Genomic DNA, 16,571 nt, shown 5'->3' on the forward strand with positions numbered 1-16,571 from the left:
ACGATTCTTTCTGTTTTGGCTCCGTGTTTCTCCGTGTCTCCGTGGTGAATTGAGTGGATTCTAATTAAAGAACAATCTTCCTCCGCTCGTGCGCTGCGACGGATTGTCGGCTTCCCAATAAACGTCCTTCTGGATGTCCTCGGGCGTCGGGAACGGGCTGGCCTCGGCGAAATCGGCGGCGAAATCGGCCTCGGAACGGGCCTCGGTGTCGATTTTTTCAATGAGCTCGTCGGTGAGCGCGCCCTCGGATTGGAGGATCGCGCGGAAGAGGTTGATCGGGTCTTTTGTGCGCTGGTAATCCTCGATTTCGGTTTTGCTGCGGTAGGTTTTGTCGGGGTCGGCGACGGAGTGGCCGCGGTAGCGATATGTCATGATCTCGACGAGCGCGGGTTTCGATTCCTCGCGCGCGCGGCGGAGGAGCGGCTCCATCTTTGCGCGGACATCGTAGAGGTCGTGGCCGTCGATGATCTCCCATTTCATGTCGTAACCGGCGGCGCGCGTGGCGAGTTCGCCGGCGGAGGAGCGCGCCTGCGAGGTGCCCATCGAGTAGCCGTTGTTTTCAATGACAAAAACGACCGGCAGGCTCCAGAGCGAGGCGAGGTTGTAGGCTTCGTGGACGGCGCCCTGATTCACCGCGCCGTCGCCCATGAACGCCATCGCGGCGCCCTTGAGCCCCTTGTATTTGAGCGCGTAGGCGAGGCCGGCGCCGAGCGGAACCTGGCCGCCGACGATGCCGTGGCCGCCCCAGAAATTGCGCGCCGGATCGAAGTAGTGCATCGAGCCGCCCTTCCCTTTCGAGCAGCCGGTGACCTTGCCGTAGAGCTCGGCCATGAGCGCCTTCGTATCCATGCCGACGGCGATGGCGTGGCCGTGGTCGCGGTAGGCGGTGATCACGTGGTCGTCCTTGCCCATGAGCGAACAGCAACCGACCGCGACCGCCTCCTGCCCGATGTAGAGGTGGAGAAAACCGCCGATTTTTTTCGCCTGATACGCGCGAAGCGAACGCTCCTCGAAGCGGCGGATGCGGACGAGTTTGCGGTAAAGCTCAACCTTCTCGTCGGCGGAAAGCGCGGTGTTGACGGGCGAGGAGTGCGAGGGATTGGGGCCGGACGCTGCGGGTTTTGGCGCGGCGGCGGGAGCCGCGTTTGCGCCGCCCGTCTTGGCGGCGGACGTCGTCTTTTTCGCGGCGGCGGCTGTTTTGTCGGTGGATTTTTTGCTCACGGTAATAAGTGCGAATGACTCTTGGGTGCGGGCTCTGTTGCTCAAGGAAAATATCCGCGGCGTATATGCCCAATGCACCCAACATGCATTTCAAACGACTTTTGTCAAAAGCTGGAGATCACCGCAAAACCACGCGGTCACTCCCGCCGGACAATATAACCTATCAGCACCAAAATCCATCACGCCCCGTGCGGGTCAACACACGGGGCACATGATTCAATTGCCACTCGTCACAGCATTGTGCGGATAGTCGTCGCCCAAGGATTCCAGGGGCATTTTCATCCATTTGCCGCGGACCTTCACCACGACTGCGCCAATGTCGGTGTCGTAGAAAATTGAGCCGTCGGGAGCCTTTTTGATGGCCTCTTTTTTCACCCACTTCAGCTCCTCCTTGTAAGCCTCGCCGCTGCGCGCGTGCCTGTAATCCGCGTCGTTTTCATAGTCGGCGCGCGAATGGGTTTTATTAAACTCCTCGGCGATGGCGGCGCGCTCGGCCTTGGTGGGAAAGGTGTCGCGCAAATCACCAGTCCCGATGCTGGCGAGGCTAAACAGGTTTTGCATCTCCACGTTTCCATAAAAAATCGCCCGGTCGCGACCAAAAAGAAAACTGTGATAGGGCACGTCGGAACCGATCCTGAACCAGTTGTAGGCCTTGAGCCCCTGTCCGTAGCCGGCGGCGTAATAATACATTTCGGCGACCGGCAGCCCCTCCTCGATGTGCTTGTTCAGAATCATCGTTATGCGCGAGCGGCAGTCCTTGGCGTAGCCCTCGAAGACGTGCAGTCCCCAGCGTTTTTTGAAGGTGTTTTCGCCGCGCACGACGAGTGTCGAATCGGTCGAGATTGTTGCGTTGAACATGAACGGCAGCGGCACTTTGCCCGACTTCATGCCGTAGGCGATGGCCCTGTCCTTCCAGCCCTCCCAGTTCGGGTTTATAAAGGAATCAAATGTCATGGGCGCCAGCGCGGGGGCGCGGATTTCACCGCGATTGCCTTCGGTCGCCGACGATTCGGTTTGCGCGATCACGCCAACGGAATCGCCCCTGGCGACAAACGACAAACATGAGAACGCCGCGACAAGGGCGATTAGGGTAATATTCTTTTTCATATGGTGTTTTATGGGCTGTTTTTGCAAAGGGTGGCACAGGAATTCATTCCTGTTTGCGTGAAGCAAAATCCATTATTCACGGCTCACGCAAGATTCTCCGCGCCACTTTCTTCAAGTGCCGTCCTGTTTTTTTATTCATCTATACAATGCGGTCGATCATGCCCCCACCCTTTTGACGTGTCCACGCGGCAAGATTTTCCAGAAAGTGACGCACGATGGCGGCGTCCTGGTCGCGGCGTCCTCCGGCAGTGTGCGGGGTGATGTAACAATTGCGCGTCGTCCAAAGCGGATCGGCGGGCGGCAGCGGCTCGGTCTCGAAAACGTCGAGGTAGGCGGCGGCAAGCCTTCCCGATTCGAGCGCATCGACGAGCGCGCGGTGATCGACCGTCGTGCCGCGCCCGATGTTATAAAACTTGGCGCCGGGTTTGCAGCAGGAGAGGCGGCGGGCGTTGACGTAGTTGCGCGTGGTTTCGTTGTCGGAGAGAAGATTCACGATGTGATCGGCCCCGGCGAGCGCGGCGCTGACGCGATCCTCGGGAATGATGTGCACGCCGGGCTCGCTGATGGCGCGGCGGCGGACGGCGACGATCCGCATGCCGAAGGGCGCGAGCAACTCCGTGAGGCGGCGCGCGATCGTTCCGTAACCGAGCATGAGCACGGTCTCGCCGTTGAGAAGGCGCGAGTCGTAACGGCGCTCGAAATAGTGCCACGACCGGTCGCTCAACTGGTCGCGATGCGATGGGAGCAGCTGGCGCGCAAACGCGAGCATCATGGCGAGCACATGTTGCGCGCACGGTTCGGCAAAAACATGCGACGCGTTTGTGAACGCGCCGTCGCGGGCTCGAATCGCGTCTTGAAAATCCTCGCGGTCGTAGCGCGTGTAGCCTGCCGTGGTGACCTCGATCCAGCGCAGCGCGGGCAGCGACATGCACTGCGCGACATCGGGCTGGCCGAGCGCGACATCGGCGGTGGCGAGAAGCGGGTCGGGCTTGCCGGCGTCGAGCACGGACGCGGAACAGAATTCCGAAAACACAAGCCGGTGCCCAAGCGCGCCCACACCCTCCTCAAGTTGACGCGAGACGTCGTCGGAAAATTTTGCGTTGCACCAGATCGTGAGCGGTTTGGGTGATGGCGAGGACATGCGCGGATGAAGAAGAATGATAAATGGTGAATGGTGAAAACGAACCCCGAAAAAACCTGCTTTCGATGCCCGACTCCTGTATTCTAACTCCTGACGCCTTTTTCGCTACGCGGCGCGTTTTGAACGGACGGGCGCGGCAGCGGAACGGCGCCTGAGTTGCGGGCGGCGTTTGCCTGAAACGACCGCGGCGTCGATGAGCACTTCGGCGATGTCCTCGCGCTGCGGGATTTCGAACATCACATCGAGCATGAGAGTTTCCATGATTGAGCGGAGGGCGCGCGCGCCGGTTTTGAGTTCGAGCGCCTTGCGCGCCAGGGCTTTCACGGCGTCGCGGGTGAAACGCAGCGTCACGCCGTCCATCGCGAAGAGTTTCGCGTATTGGTGAATGATGGCGTTTTTGGTGTCGAGAAGGATGTGTTCGAGGTCCTGCTCGTCCAGCGGGTTCAGCGCGGAAACAACGGGAAGGCGTCCCACAAATTCGGGGATCATGCCGAAACGCACAAGATCGTCGGGAATGATTTGCCGCATGATCTGGCTTGGCGTTTCGCCGGTTTCCCTTTGTTGCTTGATCGCCGAGTAGCCCACGACATCCGCGCCCGCGATGCGACGGCGCACGATCTGGTCGAGACCGACAAAGGCGCCGCCGCAAATGAAGAGAATGTTGGTCGTGTTGATGTAGATGTTTTCCATCCCCGGATGCTTGCGCCCCCCTTGGGGCGGCACGGCGCAAAGGGTGCCCTCGAGGATTTTGAGAAGCGCCTGCTGCACGCCCTCGCCGGAAACATCGCGCGTGATCGAGGCGCTCTCGGACTTGCGTCCGATTTTGTCGATCTCGTCGATGTAGATGATGCCGCGCTCGGCTTTTTTCACGTCGTAGTTGGCGGCCTTGAGGAGGCGGTGCACGACGTTTTCCACGTCGTCGCCCACATAACCCGCCTCGGTGAGCGTGGTGGCGTCGGCGATGGCGAAGGGCACGTCAAGAATGCGGGCGAGCGTGCGGGCGAGAAATGTTTTTCCGGAGCCGGTCGGCCCCATGAGCAGGATATTGCTCTTTTCGATTTCGACGGCGTTGAGAGCGGACGTGAGTTGCCCGGACGCGGGCTGGATGCGTTTGTAGTGATTGTAAACGGCGACGGAGAGAACTTTTTTGGCGTGTTCCTGGCCGATGACGTATTCGTCGAGCTCGCGCTTGATCACGGCGGGCTTGATGAGCTTGGGCGGCGGCGGCGCGGGAACGGGAGGAAGCGCGGCGGCAATTTCCGCGGCTGTGGCGGCAAAAATCCCGGGCGGTGGGTTGGCCCCGCGATCAATAAAAAGCTGGCAGACATGCACGCACTTTTCGCAAATGAAAACGCCGGGCCCGGTCAGCAGATTGCGCACCTCGGATCGCGGTTTGCCGCAAAAGGAGCAGAGTGTGAGATGTGCCGGTTTCGCCATGCCAGCAAAGTGCGCCGTGCGAAGGTTTGTGTCGAGGAGATCGTTTTTTAGGAGCGCATTCGCCGTTCCGATTTAAACCGGTTTCCCTGTGTGAAAATCATTCGTAGCGCAGAGCTTCGATGGGGTCGAGCGAGGCGGCTTTCCAGGCGGGATACATGCCGAAGATCACGCCAATCAGGCCGCACACGATCATGCCGACCACCGCCCAGATGACCGGGAACACGACGTTGAAGCCAAGCAGCAATCCGCCCGCAACGCCGATCAGGTAGCCGACAATCACGCCGATCATCGCACCGCTGAGCGAGAGCGTCACCGACTCGATCAGGAATTGCGCGAGGATGTTTATTTTTTTCGCGCCAATGCTTTTGCGAATGCCTATTTCCTTCGTGCGCTCGGTCACGCTCACGAGCATGATGTTCATCACGCCGATGCCGGCCGTCACGAGCGCGATGCCGCTGATCACAAACGCGCCGATCGCCACCACACCCGCGATTTTGTTAAAGGCGTCGATGAGCGATTCGTTGGAAAAAACTTCAAAGTCGTTCGGGTCCTCCGGCTTGAGCTGGCGCACGAGGCGCATCACGCCGATGGCGCGGTCCTGCACGGCTTCGAGATCTTCCTGCGAGTGCGATTGCACGTTGAGGCTGATCGAGCGCCAGGCGCGTCCGTAAACCATCAGCCAGCGCGTGATCGGCGTGATGACAAACGCGTCCTGGCTTTGGCCGAGCGAGGAGCCTTTCGCGGCGGTGACGCCGATGACCGTGTAGTTTTGGTTGCCGATGCGCACGAGCGCGCCGACCGCGCGTTCGTTGGGGAAAAGTTTCTCGACGATTTCGCTGCCCATCACGCACACGGGGCGGCCGAGCGCGACGTCCTCGGGGCTGAGGTTGCGGCCGTCGGCGATGGTGTAGTTGTAGGCGGTCAGGTAGTTTTCGTCGGTGCCGATGAGGCGGAGGCTGGGGTTGGTTTTGCGGTCCTTGTATTTGGCGACAAGGCCGCCGCGCGCGAGGCGCATGCTCACCTTGGCCTCGTCGCCCATGGCGTTTTTGAAGCGGTCGGCCATGGGATAGGTGATGTCGCGGCGGTTGCGAAATTGCCGCCAGCCGTCGCCAAAGGAGATCGCGGGATATTTCTGGATTTGAAAGCTGTTGGAGCCGAGCTGGCTGAGGCCGGATTCGATTTCGTTGCGCACGCCGTCCATGATTGTCATCGCGCCGATGATCGAGAACACGCCGATGGCCATCGCAAAAATGGTGAGGCCGCTGCGGACTTTGTTGGCGCGCAGCGAGGAGAAGGCGAGGCGGAGTATTTCGACGAGGATCATTCGTAGCGGAGGGCGACAACGGGGTCGAGTTTGCTGGCGCCGAGCGCCGGGATGAATCCGCTCAGGACGCCGACGGCGAGCGAGAGGCCGAAGCCGATGAACAGGAGTGTCAGGGAAAACACGGGCGGAAACGCGGGGAACATGATGGCGATGGCCTTGCAGACGCTCCACGCGATTGTGAGGCCGATGATGCCGCCGATGACGCTGATGCTCACGGCCTCGATCAGGAATTGCATGAGGATGGTGCCGCGGCGCGCGCCGAGGGCCTTGCGCGTGCCGATTTCTTTCGTGCGCTCTTTCACGCTGACAAAGGTGATGTTCGCGATGCCGATGGCACCGACAAAGAGCGAGAGTCCCGTGATGAAGAGGCCGGCCAGGGTGATGCTGCGCATCATGGGGTCGAGTTGTTCGCGGATTACTTTTTGCTCGTTGATGTCGAAGTTGTCCTTCGCCTCGGGCGGGAGCTGGCGGATGCGGCGCATGAGGCCGCGCAATTCCTCGCGCGCGTCGTCCATGCGGGACTGGTCCACTTGCACGCGGATTTCGACATTGTTGCCGATCCAGAAGTTGCGGCGGAAGGCGTTGATGGGCATGAGGACCATCGAGTCGAAACTGAACAGTCCGAGAAAGCTGCCCTGCCGCTCGGCGACGCCGATGACGGTGTATTGCTGGCTGCGGATGCGCAGTGTCTGGCCGACGGGGCTGCCGTTGGGGAAGAGCGCGTCGGCGACGTCGAAGCCGATGACGACGACGTTGCGCCCGCCGCGCGATTCGACTTCGTTGAAGAAGCGGCCTTCCTTCATGTCGGTGCGCACGATGCGCGCGTAATCGGAGACGGTGCCGAGCGTGTAGATGCCGGTCACCCGGTAGTCGCCGCGGATCACGGTGCTGTTGGCGCTGGCCACGGGCACGGCGAGCTTGAGCGGGTCTTCGGGGTGCGCGGAGATCCATTCGTTGATGCGCTGGGCGTGCTCGATGCGGAGGCGCGGGCGGTTGCGATAGCTCCACCAGTCGTCCACGTCGCGCCACGGCCATTTGGTGATGTAGAGCACGTCGTCGCCGAAGCCGGAGAGGGAGCTTTCGACTTTCGCGCCGATGCCGTTGATGGCGGTTCCCATGAGCGTGACCGAGACGATGCCGATGATGACGCCGAGCGCGGTGAGCAGCGAACGCATTTTGTTCGCGCGAATCTGCGCCGCCGCGATGCGGAGTGATTCGATAAACTCATAGTATATTTTTCGCATGGAGTAAAACGGCGGCGGCTGAATGCGGAATGCGGATTTCGGAATGCGGAATGATTAGGACGCGGCGCGGCGCGCGGTGCGAATGGAGCTGACCATGATCGCGGTGAGTTCCTCGGATTCCTTTTTCAACGCGGCGAGTTTTTTGGCGGGCAACAATCCGGATTCTTCGATGAGTTCCAGCCAGAACGATGACTCGTCGGATTCTTCCTCGACTATGCCGAGTTTCGCGATGAATTCCGGTTTGCTGCGTCCGCGACATGCGGAGCGATAATTTGCCGCCACCGATGTGGCTGAGCGCAACAGTTGTTTGCCGAGCACGCCGCCAGTCATTGTTCGCGGCAGGGCTTCGGTCATTTTAATGATGCGCAGGGCGAATTGTTTGGTTCGTTTTTTGAGGTCGTTGTTTTTCATGTTGTTTGGGGTTCGTTTCATTCCGCATTCCGAAATCCGAATTCCGCATTCAACTCGTCCGACTCGATCAGGCCGTCGCGGAGGCGCACGATTCTTCTGGCGTGCCTTGCGATGTCTTCCTCGTGGGTGACCACGATGAGCGTGTTGCCTTGTTTGTAGAGGTCTTCGAAAAGGGCCATGATTTCCTCGCCGGTGCGCGAATCAAGATTTCCCGTCGGCTCGTCGGCAAGGATGATCGAGGGATTGTTCACGAGGGCGCGCGCAATGGCAACGCGCTGGCGCTGGCCGCCGGAGAGCTCGTTGGGCTTGTGGTTCATGCGGTCGGCGAGACCGACGTGCTCAAGCGCGGCGCGGGCGCGTTCGAGGCGGTCGTGGCGCGGCACACCGGCGTAGATGAGCGGGAGCTCGACGTTGTGCAGCGCGGTCGAGCGGGCGAGCAGGTTGAAGGTTTGAAAGACGAAGCCGATTTCCTGGTTGCGGATTGCGGCGAGCTCGTCGTCCATCATGTGGGCGACGTTTTTTCGGTTGAACTCGTAGAGTCCGGCGGTCGGCGTGTCGAGGCAGCCGAGCATGTTCATGAGCGTCGATTTTCCGCTGCCGGACGGGCCCATGATGGCGAGGTATTCGTTGCGATGGATTTTGAGGGCGACGCCGCGCAGCGCGTGGATCGTCTCCGTGCCCATGTGGTAGAGTTTCGTGACGCCTTCGATTTCGATGACGAGCGAGCCGGGCGCGCGGTATTCGCGCGCGGGGGGATTGGCGTGGCGGGTGCGATCATGGGTTAGGTCAGGTTAGTTAAATGCGGAATGCGGATTTCGGAGTGCGGAATGCCGGACGCAAGCGGTAGACGGATGATTTGCGTGGGTTTTAATTCCGCATTCCGAAATCCGCATTCCGCATTTTGCTCACTTCTTGCCCGGCTTCCTTGCGTCCTCCATCACGTCCATGCCGTCGCTGAGGATGCGGGTGATGGCGGCGTAGCTGCCCGAGACGATTTTGTCGCCTTCCTTCACGCCGGTTTTGATTTCCATGTGCGTGGTGTCGGCGATGCCGGTTTCGACGGGCACCATTTTCACCTTGGCGCCATTGAGAACAAACACGACGCGGTCAAGCGACTCGCGGTCGTTGCGCTCGGAGAGGCGCTTGTCGCGCGTGTTGACAGCGGTGGCGGCGCCCGCGCCTTTTGTCTCGGAGCTTTTCTTGGCGCGGTCGGCGGCGAGCTGGTCCATGGTTTTGCTGCCTTCGCGCGAGCGGACGGTGACGGACTGGATGGGAACGGCGACGACGTTTTCGACGGTTTGTGTCTCGACGTCGGCGTTGGCGCTCATGCCGGGGCGGATGGGGATGTCCTTGTCGAGGATGCGAATTTTCACCTGGAAGTTGGTGACTTCCTCCTGCGTGTTGCTGCCGGTGGTCTTGGCGGCGGAACCGATTTCCTTCACAACGGCGTCGAACTTGCGCCCGGGGAAGGCGTCGATGGTGACGCGAGCCTTGTCGCCAACCTTCACGTTGACGATGTCGTTTTCGTTGATGTCCACGCGCACTTCCATGTTGGTGAGGTCGGCGACGCGCATCATTTCGGTGCCGGCGAATTGTCCCGTGCCGACGACGCGCTCGCCGACTTCCGATGTGCGCGAGCTGATGGTGCCGTCGATGGGCGAGTAGATGGTGGTTTTGTCGAGCTGGTCCTTGGCCTGGTTGAGCAGGCCCTCGGAGCTGTTGATGGAGGCGTTGGCGGCGTCGAGGTTGGCGCGCGCGCGGTCGTGGAGGGCCTTGGCGGCAATGTAGTCGGCCTCGGAAATGAGGCTCTGTTTGTAAAGGCCGTCGGCGCGCTTGAGGTCGTCCTCGGTTTTGATGAGCTGCACTTGCGCGTCGGCGGCGGAGGCGCGCGCGGAGGCGAGCGCGGCTTCGCGTTGCTCAACTTGGAAGCGGTAGTTGTCGGCCTTGATCTGCGCGAGCAGGTCGCCTTTTTTCACATACGCGCCCTCGCGAAACGGCAGCTCAAGGATTTCGCCGGCGACTTCGGGGGAAATTTTCACCTCGGTCTCGGGCTGTATTTTTCCGGTGGCTGAAACGATTTGCGTGATTGTCTTGATGATCGCCGGCTCGACGGTCACGCGCTGCGCCTTCGGGCCGCGCTTGCTCGCGGCGACGGCGGCGATGACGAGGCCGACGACAACGAGGCCGCTGACAAGGAGCAGCAGCCCCTTGCGCGATTTGCGGCGCGGGCGCGTTGCGCTTGGGCGAGTGACGGTCTGGTTGGGTGCGGAGGACGAGGGCGATGCGGGAGATGACATTGGCTTGGAACGGAAAAAGGAGTGCGGAAACGAGGGAATGAAAGAGCGTGGCGCGTCTTTCAAACACCACGGAGGCGGGAAAAGTTACAATTATTTTTTGACGGCGCGCGCCGCGCCGCGCACACACCGCAAAATCGTTCCGTCAAATTTTGCCCGTGCCCGCGAGCGCCGCGCCGACGATGCCGGCGTCGTTGAAAAATTCCGCGGGCACGAGGCGCGCGCGGGTTTTCATGTATTTGAAGAACTTGTGATGCTTGTCGCTCACGCCGCCGCCGACGATGATCAGCTCGGGCCAGAGCAACTTTTCGAGAACACGCACGTAGTTGCCGAGCTGCGTGCCCCACTCCTTCCAGGAAAGGTCGCGCTGTTTTCGCGCGGAGGCGGCGACGAATTTTTCGGCGGATTTCCCGCGGATCGGCAAATGCCCCAGCTCGGTGTTCGGTTGCAACACGCCGCGCCAGAACAACGCCGAGCCGATGCCCGTGCCGAGCGTCAGCAAAAGCACCGCGCCCTTCTCGCCGCGGCCCGCGCCGAAACGCATTTCGGCCACGCCGGCGGCGTCGGCGTCGTTGATGACGCGCACGCGGCACTTCGTGGCTTTTTCGATGACCTCGACGAGGTCGCAGTCGATGAATTTTTTGTGGAGATTGGCCGAGGTGCGAATCATCGGGCCCTGCGCGACGCCGGGAAACCCCGCGCCGATGCGCCCGCGCCAGCGGAAATGTTTCGCGATTTCCGCGATGATTTCGCCGAGCCGTTGCGGCGAAACCTTGTCGGGCGTTTCGATGCGATAACGCTCCGCGAGGAGTTTTCCAGTGCGAGTGTCAACCGGCGCGCCTTTGACCGCCGATCCGCCGATGTCGATGCTGAGAACGTTCATAAAATGTGGGAATGTGGATTAAGGTTTAAGTTTGGGATTAAAATTTCAGCAGCCTTCGCAGTCGCCGTTTTCGCAATCGCAATCGCCGTCCTTGCAACTGCCGCGCTGTTTGCCGCAGCCGCAGCGACGCGCGTTTGCCAGTTGCTCGATTTCCTCGGGCGTTGCCTCGCGCACGGCGACGATCTCGACGTGAAACGTCAGGTCCACGCCCGCGAGCGGATGGTTGGCGTCGAGCGTGATCTCGTCGCCATTGACGGCGGACACCGTCACGACGGGCGCGCGCGGATCGGGCGCGGTGCGGAACTGGTCGCCGACGCTTATCTCGCCCTCGACGGGGAGCTGCGAGCGATTGATCTTGTGGAGGAGCGACTCGTCGCGCGCGCCGTAGGCTTGGGCAGCGGGGACGTTGACGGTGGTTTTGGTTCCGGCGGACAGCCCGCTGAGCTGAGCCTCCAGCCCGTCGATGATCTGCCCGGCGCCCTCCATGTAGCTTACCGGTTCGCCGCCGACCGACATGTCGATCATGTTTCCCGAGGCGTCGCGCAATGTGTAGTGAAAAGTGATAATGTTCTGTGACATGAAAAAGAAGGGAAACGCCTACCCGCTTCCTTTGGCTTCCGCAAGTAACAACAATCGGACCAACAAAAAACCAAACTTCAAGGTCCTCCACGCGCCGTGATTGCCCGCCGCGTTCATCTGCCGGGCGTTGTTGCCGACCGCACGCATCACACCCAAACGTGTCATTCGCGACAATGGCCTGAATGTCCTGTAATCATAAAAAATTACACTTTTTCGCGCGTTTTTGAGCCTCGTTGCGTCCATTCGCTCAGTTTTGCCTCAGTTTTGCTATTGCGACTGCATCGCGCGGATTTTTTACATTTGTCTGCAAGGTAATTGTTTTCCCAAAAAAATCTCGCCCACCCAACCTATCAGCTTGCAAATGCAAATTACTTTATCTAGCAATCCCGCCCAGTGAAACGCCTGCTCATCGCCATATCATTTCTAGCCGCAGTCACATTGACCGCAGCCGATTACACATGGACAGGCGCCGCAGGCGACGGCAATTACGACAATCCTCTCAACTGGACCTTCAGAAAAATCCCATCGGCCAACAACGGCACGGAAACCGTGTATCTGACCGAGGAGGGCGCGGGCACGATCAATTTTGGCGCCAACAAGGTTCGCCTCAAGGCGCTCGTTTTTCTCAACTCCACACCTTACACCTTCGCGGGCAACGGAATGAACATCGGGCTGGTCGATGGCATCACGCTGGGTTCGGGGGATGTCACACTCGACAGCGTGCAAATTGCCGGCGGCACCCTGCAAGTTGACGGACCGGGAAAACTCTACCTCAGCAACCCCGTCGCCGCCGACGCCACTGCCGTCGTTCCGCTCGACATTCGCGGCACCGGCAAAGTTATTCTGACCGGCCGCAAAGCGGGCGCCGACGATAGGACCCCGCAGTCATACACGCTCTCATCGGAAGCATACCTCGGATACACGGAAAATTTTGCGTCCAGCTTCGCGGAATTCCTCCAAAACATCCAAGCCATCAGCGATCCCAACGCCATCGTGGGCATCGACAGCGCCAATCCCTCGACCACCCGCACGGTTTCCGACCACATCGACCTTTCCCTGCTTGGCAGAACCGAGCAAACCACGCCCTACTACATCGGCACCACGAGCAATATCAACCTCACCGGCCTCATCACGCCCACGTTCACCACAGGGGGCGGCTACGACGCGCTTTATCTGGCGGCGCTTGACGACGGTTATCTGAAAATCTCCTCCCAACTCGGCGGTTCGGCCTCGCAAGTGAACGCCGTTGTCATCGGCAAGGCCGGCTTGGACAACCAAGGCACCGTCGAAATCGCCGGAGCCAACTCCTACAGCGGAGGCACGCGCGTCCTCGGCGGAACGCTGTTTGTCAACACCAACAATGCCCTCGGCGCCACCTCCGGCACCGTTTCCGTCTCATCCGGCGCCACGCTCAATCTCGGTTCCAGTGCGTCGGTGTCGCTCTACAATCCCGTCGTGCTCGACCCCGGCTCCACCATCACCGGCTACGGCAACTACATCTCGCACATTACGCTCAGCACCGGCGCAAACCTCGTCCCCGGCGGCTTCGGGCGGATAGGCGAAATCCATTTTCATTCCCCCGGCACCAGCCTCACCATCGAGGCCGGCGCCATCTGGCACGTCGACCTCTCCACCACCAACAGCGACAAACTCTGCGCATGGAATAACATCGATATTCTTGGCAACCGGCTCGTCCCCATTGTCATCAACCTCTACTCGGTAAACGGCAACGATTTCGGCCCCCTGCTCAACTTCGATCCCACCCAAGCCTACTCGTGGACAATCCTCTCCCGCAACCAAACCCTCACCGGCTTTGATTCCGATTACTTTAACATCAACGCTGACGCTCTTCTCGCCTACAACCCCAAGCTCGCGGGCCTTGGTGATTTCAACATTGAGCAAATCGGCAACAATCTCGCCATCACCTTCACCCCCGTCCCCGAACCCGGCACTTACGCGCTCATGCTCCTCGGCCTGGCCACAATGGGAGTCATGAAATACCGCCGTCGCCGCGCTCGCCGCTAAGGCGATGGGATTTTCAGTTCACAGCTTGCGGTTACAATCAGGCGCCACCGCGTCCCGCGAAGGTTTGGCAGCTGTGAACTGCAAACCGTAAACTTCACCCCCCGCGCACCTTTGCTTTTGACCCTGCGCGCATCTGGCATACGAAATACCCAACGTATGTCCGCCACCACCACACCCGCCATCATCTACACCAAGACCGACGAAGCCCCCGCGCTCGCCACCTATTCGCTCCTGCCCATCGTGCAGGCGTTCACCAAACACGCGGGCATCACGGTTGAGACACGCGACATCTCCCTCGCCGGGCGCATCCTCGCCGCCTTCGCCGACCTGCTCCCCGAAAAACAGCGCACCCACGACGCCCTCGCCGAACTCGGCGCGCTCACCCTCCGCCCCGAGGCCAACATCATCAAGCTCCCCAACATCTCCGCCTCCGTCCCCCAGCTCACCGCCGCCATCAACGAACTCCGCGCCCACGGCTACAACCTCCCCGATTACCCCGCCAACCCCGCGACCGACGCCGAGCGCGACATCCGCACCCGCTACGACCGAGTCAAAGGCTCCGCCGTCAACCCCGTCCTCCGCGAAGGCAACTCCGACCGCCGCGCACCGAAAGCCGTCAAGGAATACGCCCGCAAACACCCGCACTCCATGGGCGCCTGGACGCCCGACTCCAAAACCAACGTCGTCCACATGGACGGCGGCGACTTTTACTCCAACGAAAAATCCGTCACCCTCCCCGCCGCCACCACCGTCCGCATCGACCTCGTCTCGCCCGACGGCGCGCTCATCAAAACCCTCAAGGAAAAACTCCCGCTCCTCGAAGGCGAAATCCTCGACGCCACCGTCATGAGCAAACGCGACCTCGTCGCCTTCTACGAAACCCAAATCGCCCGCGCTCGCTCCGAAGGCGTTCTCCTTTCCCTCCATCTCAAGGCCACCATGATGAAAGTCTCCGACCCCATCATGTTCGGCCACGCCGTGCGCGCCTACCTCAAGGACTATCTCGCCGCGCACGCCGCCGCGCTCGCCCCCCTCGGCATCGACCTCAACAACGGCATCGGCGACCTCGTCGCCAAAATACAAACCCTCCCCGAAGACCAGCGCGCCCCCCTCGAAGCCGGCCTCAACGCCGCGCTCGCCGCCGGCCCCGCCCTCGCCATGGTCAACTCCGACAAAGGCATCACCAACCTCCACGTCCCCAGCGACATCATCGTGGACGCATCCATGCCCGCCATGATCCGCACCTCCGGCAAAATGTGGAACGCCGAGGGCAAACTCCAAGACACCCTCGCCCTCATCCCCGACGCCTCCTACGCCCCCGTCTATCAAGCCGTCATCGAGGACTGCAAAAAACACGGCGCCTACGACCCGCGCACCATGGGCACCGTCCCCAACGTCGGCCTCATGGCCCAAGCCGCCGAGGAATACGGCTCGCATAACAAAACATTCGAGATTCCCGCCAACGGACTCGTCCGCGTCATCGACACCGCCAACGGCGACATTCTCATCGAGCACACCGTGGAGGCTGGCGACATCTGGCGCGCCTGCCAGACCAAGGACGCCGCCGTCCTCGACTGGGTGAAACTCGCCATCACCCGCGCCCGCGCCACCGGCGCGCCCGCCATCTTCTGGCTCGACCGCAACCGCGCGCACGACGCCGAACTCATTGCAAAAGTCCTCCCCGCCATCACCACGCACGACACCACCGGCCTCGACATCCGCCTCCTCGCCCCCGCCGCCGCCTGCCGCGCCACCCTCGAACGCCTCCGCGCCGGACAGGACACGATCAGCGTCACCGGCAACGTCCTGCGCGACTACCTCACCGACCTCTTCCCCATCCTCGAACTTGGCACCAGCGCCAAAATGCTCTCCATCGTTCCCCTCATGAACGGCGGAGGCCTCTTTGAAACCGGCGCCGGCGGCTCCGCGCCCAAGCACGTCCAGCAATTCCTCGGGGAAAACTACCTGCGCTGGGACAGCCTCGGCGAATTCCTCGCCCTCGCCGTCTCGCTCGAACACCACGCCACCGCGAACAAAAACCCCAAGGCGCAAATCCTGGCCGACACGCTCGACGCCGCCACGGGCCAGTTCTTGGAAAACAACAAATCACCCGCGCGCAAAGTCGGCCAGATCGACAACCGCGGCAGCCACTTCTACCTCGCCCTCTACTGGGCGCAACAACTCGCCGCGCAAGACAAGGACGCTGATCTGAAAAAAATCTTCGCCCCCGTCGCCGAAAAACTCGCCGCCGCCGAGCCGACAATCGCCGCCGAACTCATCGCCGTCCAAGGCAAGTCCGCCGACATCGGCGGTTACTACAAACCCGACGCCGCCAAAGCCGCCGCCGCCATGCGCCCCAGCGCGACATTTAATAATATACTGGCTGAATTATAATATTCACCAGTCGGGTTTCATTATATAATCCGCGCATTATTATATGCGCCTGAATTGAACACGGGCGCATCTCAATTTTTTGCCGACAAACGCGTGCGCAAGGAGCGGCTGCGTCTCGCTGCCGGACGCGAGCAAAGCGAGCGCCCCTCGCGTATTTGGTTATCGAATTCAAAATGGTTTCGATGGCGCATTCGTATTCGCTATTCGCGCACGCGCAGCCAAATGGCGAGGCCGTTGGCCTCGTCCGGCGGCGGGACGCGCGCCGCTCCTTGCGCACGCGCCCCTTCACACATCTCAACACTTTGGAGTGCGGCAGCAGAGGCCGCAGGCCGCCGACGCCGCTTTCACGCGGAGAAAGTTGCATCCGTTTGGCGCCGAGGGAACGCCTGCAAGCCTGACGCCAAAGGCGTCACACAACTTAGCCCAGGGTGAGCGCGCAGCACGCCCCGCAGGGTTCCCAACAGCATGCCGACTGCGCCCTGAAGGGGCGCGACAACATGCAATGTGCCTG

The 16,571-nt window shown here is 61.0% G+C and carries 13 protein-coding genes; 2 read left to right on the forward strand and 11 right to left on the reverse strand.

What is annotated here, in order from left to right; genetic code table 11:
- Positions 1 to 60: 60 nt before the first annotated feature.
- From pdhA to CKA38_RS00650, 11 genes are all read right to left on the reverse strand, one after another.
- On the reverse strand, positions 61 to 1,221 hold the full coding sequence (gene pdhA, locus CKA38_RS00600; protein WP_192881144.1) for a pyruvate dehydrogenase (acetyl-transferring) E1 component subunit alpha: 1,161 nt from the start codon (positions 1,219 to 1,221) through the stop codon (positions 61 to 63).
- Between the two features lie 216 nt (positions 1,222 to 1,437).
- On the reverse strand, positions 1,438 to 2,328 hold the full coding sequence (locus CKA38_RS00605) for a hypothetical protein (protein ID WP_152032589.1): 891 nt from the start codon (positions 2,326 to 2,328) through the stop codon (positions 1,438 to 1,440).
- Between the two features lie 139 nt (positions 2,329 to 2,467).
- The gene (locus tag CKA38_RS00610; RefSeq protein WP_108823767.1) at positions 2,468 to 3,469 is read right to left on the reverse strand and encodes a D-2-hydroxyacid dehydrogenase; all 1,002 of its coding nucleotides are present in this window, start codon (positions 3,467 to 3,469) and stop codon (positions 2,468 to 2,470) included.
- Positions 3,470 to 3,574: 105 nt separating this feature from the next.
- Complete coding sequence (gene clpX, locus CKA38_RS00615) at positions 3,575 to 4,906, reverse strand: ATP-dependent Clp protease ATP-binding subunit ClpX (RefSeq protein ID WP_108823768.1); 1,332 nt, start codon at positions 4,904 to 4,906, stop codon at positions 3,575 to 3,577.
- A gap of 97 nt (positions 4,907 to 5,003) precedes the next feature.
- Positions 5,004 to 6,230 (reverse strand): ABC transporter permease, encoded by a 1,227-nt coding sequence (locus tag CKA38_RS00620; protein WP_108823769.1) that lies wholly within the window; start codon positions 6,228 to 6,230, stop codon positions 5,004 to 5,006.
- Positions 6,227 to 7,474 carry an ABC transporter permease gene (locus CKA38_RS00625; RefSeq protein WP_108823770.1) on the reverse strand — a complete coding sequence of 416 codons (1,248 nt, stop codon included), beginning with the start codon at positions 7,472 to 7,474 and terminating at the stop codon, positions 6,227 to 6,229. The genes CKA38_RS00620 and CKA38_RS00625 overlap by 4 nt, the downstream gene beginning before the upstream one ends.
- Before the next feature lie 54 nt (positions 7,475 to 7,528).
- The gene (locus CKA38_RS00630) at positions 7,529 to 7,885 is read right to left on the reverse strand and encodes a four helix bundle protein (protein ID WP_108826328.1); all 357 of its coding nucleotides are present in this window, start codon (positions 7,883 to 7,885) and stop codon (positions 7,529 to 7,531) included.
- 17 nt (positions 7,886 to 7,902) lie between these two features.
- A complete protein-coding gene (locus CKA38_RS00635; protein ID WP_108823771.1) occupies positions 7,903 to 8,568 on the reverse strand; it encodes an ABC transporter ATP-binding protein in 666 nt (221 codons plus the stop codon).
- Positions 8,569 to 8,790: 222 nt separating this feature from the next.
- A complete protein-coding gene (locus tag CKA38_RS00640; RefSeq protein ID WP_108826329.1) occupies positions 8,791 to 10,182 on the reverse strand; it encodes an efflux RND transporter periplasmic adaptor subunit in 1,392 nt (463 codons plus the stop codon).
- Between the two features lie 142 nt (positions 10,183 to 10,324).
- Complete coding sequence (gene ppgK / locus CKA38_RS00645) at positions 10,325 to 11,062, reverse strand: polyphosphate--glucose phosphotransferase (RefSeq protein ID WP_108823772.1); 738 nt, start codon at positions 11,060 to 11,062, stop codon at positions 10,325 to 10,327.
- A 45-nt stretch (positions 11,063 to 11,107) separates the two neighbouring features.
- The gene (locus tag CKA38_RS00650; RefSeq protein ID WP_108823773.1) at positions 11,108 to 11,641 is read right to left on the reverse strand and encodes an FKBP-type peptidyl-prolyl cis-trans isomerase; all 534 of its coding nucleotides are present in this window, start codon (positions 11,639 to 11,641) and stop codon (positions 11,108 to 11,110) included.
- Positions 11,642 to 12,034: 393 nt separating this feature from the next.
- On the opposite strand from CKA38_RS00650, the gene CKA38_RS00655 reads away from it, so the two are divergent.
- Together CKA38_RS00655 and CKA38_RS00660 are read left to right on the forward strand one after the other, a co-directional pair.
- Positions 12,035 to 13,666 (forward strand): PEP-CTERM sorting domain-containing protein, encoded by a 1,632-nt coding sequence (locus tag CKA38_RS00655; RefSeq protein WP_108823774.1) that lies wholly within the window; start codon positions 12,035 to 12,037, stop codon positions 13,664 to 13,666.
- Positions 13,667 to 13,822: 156 nt separating this feature from the next.
- Positions 13,823 to 16,060: an NADP-dependent isocitrate dehydrogenase gene (locus tag CKA38_RS00660; protein ID WP_108823775.1), complete on the forward strand. Its 2,238-nt coding sequence runs from the start codon at positions 13,823 to 13,825 to the stop codon at positions 16,058 to 16,060.
- Positions 16,061 to 16,571: the final 511 nt, after the last annotated feature.

The organism is Ereboglobus luteus, assembly GCF_003096195.1.
Taxonomy (GTDB): Bacteria; Verrucomicrobiota; Verrucomicrobiia; order Opitutales; family Opitutaceae; genus Ereboglobus; species Ereboglobus luteus.

Bases quoted from the DNA above. Each gene is read 5' to 3' on its own strand.
- CKA38_RS00620 (WP_108823769.1), bottom strand. From the start codon at position 6,230: ATGATCCTCGTCGAAATACTCCGCCTCGCCTTCTCCTCGCTGCGCGCC.
- ppgK (WP_108823772.1), bottom strand. From the start codon at position 11,062: ATGAACGTTCTCAGCATCGACATCGGCGGATCGGCGGTCAAAGGCGCG.
- CKA38_RS00635 (WP_108823771.1), bottom strand. From the start codon at position 8,568: ATGGGCACGGAGACGATCCACGCGCTGCGCGGCGTCGCCCTCAAAATC.
- CKA38_RS00625 (WP_108823770.1), bottom strand. From the start codon at position 7,474: ATGCGAAAAATATACTATGAGTTTATCGAATCACTCCGCATCGCGGCG.
- CKA38_RS00650 (WP_108823773.1), bottom strand. From the start codon at position 11,641: ATGTCACAGAACATTATCACTTTTCACTACACATTGCGCGACGCCTCG.
- CKA38_RS00660 (WP_108823775.1), top strand. From the start codon at position 13,823: ATGTCCGCCACCACCACACCCGCCATCATCTACACCAAGACCGACGAA.
- CKA38_RS00630 (WP_108826328.1), bottom strand. From the start codon at position 7,885: ATGAAAAACAACGACCTCAAAAAACGAACCAAACAATTCGCCCTGCGC.
- CKA38_RS00640 (WP_108826329.1), bottom strand. From the start codon at position 10,182: ATGTCATCTCCCGCATCGCCCTCGTCCTCCGCACCCAACCAGACCGTC.
- CKA38_RS00610 (WP_108823767.1), bottom strand. From the start codon at position 3,469: ATGTCCTCGCCATCACCCAAACCGCTCACGATCTGGTGCAACGCAAAA.
- clpX (WP_108823768.1), bottom strand. From the start codon at position 4,906: ATGGCGAAACCGGCACATCTCACACTCTGCTCCTTTTGCGGCAAACCG.
- CKA38_RS00605 (WP_152032589.1), bottom strand. From the start codon at position 2,328: ATGAAAAAGAATATTACCCTAATCGCCCTTGTCGCGGCGTTCTCATGT.